1 protein-coding gene is annotated in these 977 nt (G+C 52.4%); it reads left to right on the top strand.

All coding sequences use genetic code 11. From position 1 onward, the window contains the following. On the top strand, window positions 1-977 hold a 977-nt coding region (locus ICN34_RS11455; RefSeq protein ID WP_216122736.1), incomplete at both ends, for a YDG domain-containing protein.

The raw sequence follows: 977 nt of genomic DNA on the forward strand, positions 1-977 counted from the left end.
ACTGACTACAACCTACAAACTACCAACCTCACTTGGGGCAGTGGTGGCCAGGCGGGCACTAATGCCAACATCACTGCAGCGACGATCACGCTGACTGCTGCTGGCAATATCAGCAAGGTCTATGACGCTAGCGCGAATGCGACCGTGGCACAGAACAACTACCAAATCACCGGACTCGTCTCAGGTGATACGGCAGCTGCTTTGACCAATACCGGCGCAACTTATAACAGTGCACACGTTCTTGATGCAAGCAATGTTAGTGCGAGTGGTATTGCGATTGCTAACGTAACTGGTAATCACAGTAGCCGTGCTGGTGATTATGTTTTAAGCACCACCAATCTCACCTGGGGCAGTGGTGGTCAAGCGGGCACTAATGCCAACATCACCGCCGCCAACCTCACGTTAGCATCTACCGGTAATGTCACCAAGACTTACGATGGCACAGCGAACGCCACGGTTGGCCTAGCGAACCTGTCGATCACTGGCCTGGTGTCCGGCGATAGCCTCACTTTAAGTAATCTCACAACCGCAGCCTTTAATAGTACGCACGTAGCCAATGCTTCGAATGTGACTGTTGGTAACCTGGCTTTAGCAACCGTTGCCGGTAACCACACCAGTGCTCTGAGTGACTACAGCTTACAAACCACCAACCTGACTTGGAATGGCTCGACGATTACCGCGGCTAACCTGACACTGGCATCTACCGGTAATGTCACCAAGACTTACGATGGCACAGCGAACGCCACGGTTGGCCTAGCGAACCTGTCGATCACTGGCCTGGTGTCCGGCGATAGCCTCACTTTAAGTAATCTCACAACCGCAGCCTTTAATAGTACGCACGTAGCCAATGCTTCGAATGTGACTGTTGGTAACCTGGCTTTAGCAACCGTTGCCGGTAACCACACCAGTGCTCTGAGTGACTACAGCTTACAAACCACCAACCTGACTTGGAATGGCTCGACGATTACCGCGGCTAA

This window comes from Polynucleobacter sp. Tro8-14-1, from assembly GCF_018881655.1.
In the GTDB taxonomy this organism is placed as follows: domain Bacteria; phylum Pseudomonadota; class Gammaproteobacteria; order Burkholderiales; family Burkholderiaceae; genus Polynucleobacter.